Annotated in this window: 1 pseudogene; it reads left to right on the top strand. The window is 41.6% G+C overall.

What is annotated here, in order from left to right:
• A pseudogene (locus BN338_RS10375) lies at positions 1 to 274 on the top strand (portal protein); the annotation flags it as partial.

The raw sequence follows: 274 nt of genomic DNA, 5'->3' as shown, positions 1-274 counted from the left end.
AGATTGGGCTTGCAATGGAGGTTCCTCATATGACGGTATTCATCACAATGATCTTGATGATTACAATGATGAGAAGAGCTTTGATGTCGAAAACGGGCGTCGTATGGTTACACTTGTGGAATGCCGCTGGTTTGAGAGTGAAGAGTTTTATAAAGCGCCTGATCTAGAAACGGGTGAATTGCGTGATTATAGCAGGCAAGAGTTTGAACAGCTTTGTTTGATTATGCCAGATATTCAAGGAGCCAAATACAACAAAAAAGTTGTAAGGCGTGCT

The sequence above is a fragment of the Bartonella queenslandensis AUST/NH15 genome (genome assembly GCF_000312585.1).
GTDB classification, from domain to species: Bacteria; Pseudomonadota; Alphaproteobacteria; order Rhizobiales; family Rhizobiaceae; genus Bartonella; species Bartonella queenslandensis_A.
The sequence above is the reverse complement of the archived record's forward strand: the minus strand, read 5'-3'. Positions and strand labels throughout refer to the sequence as shown.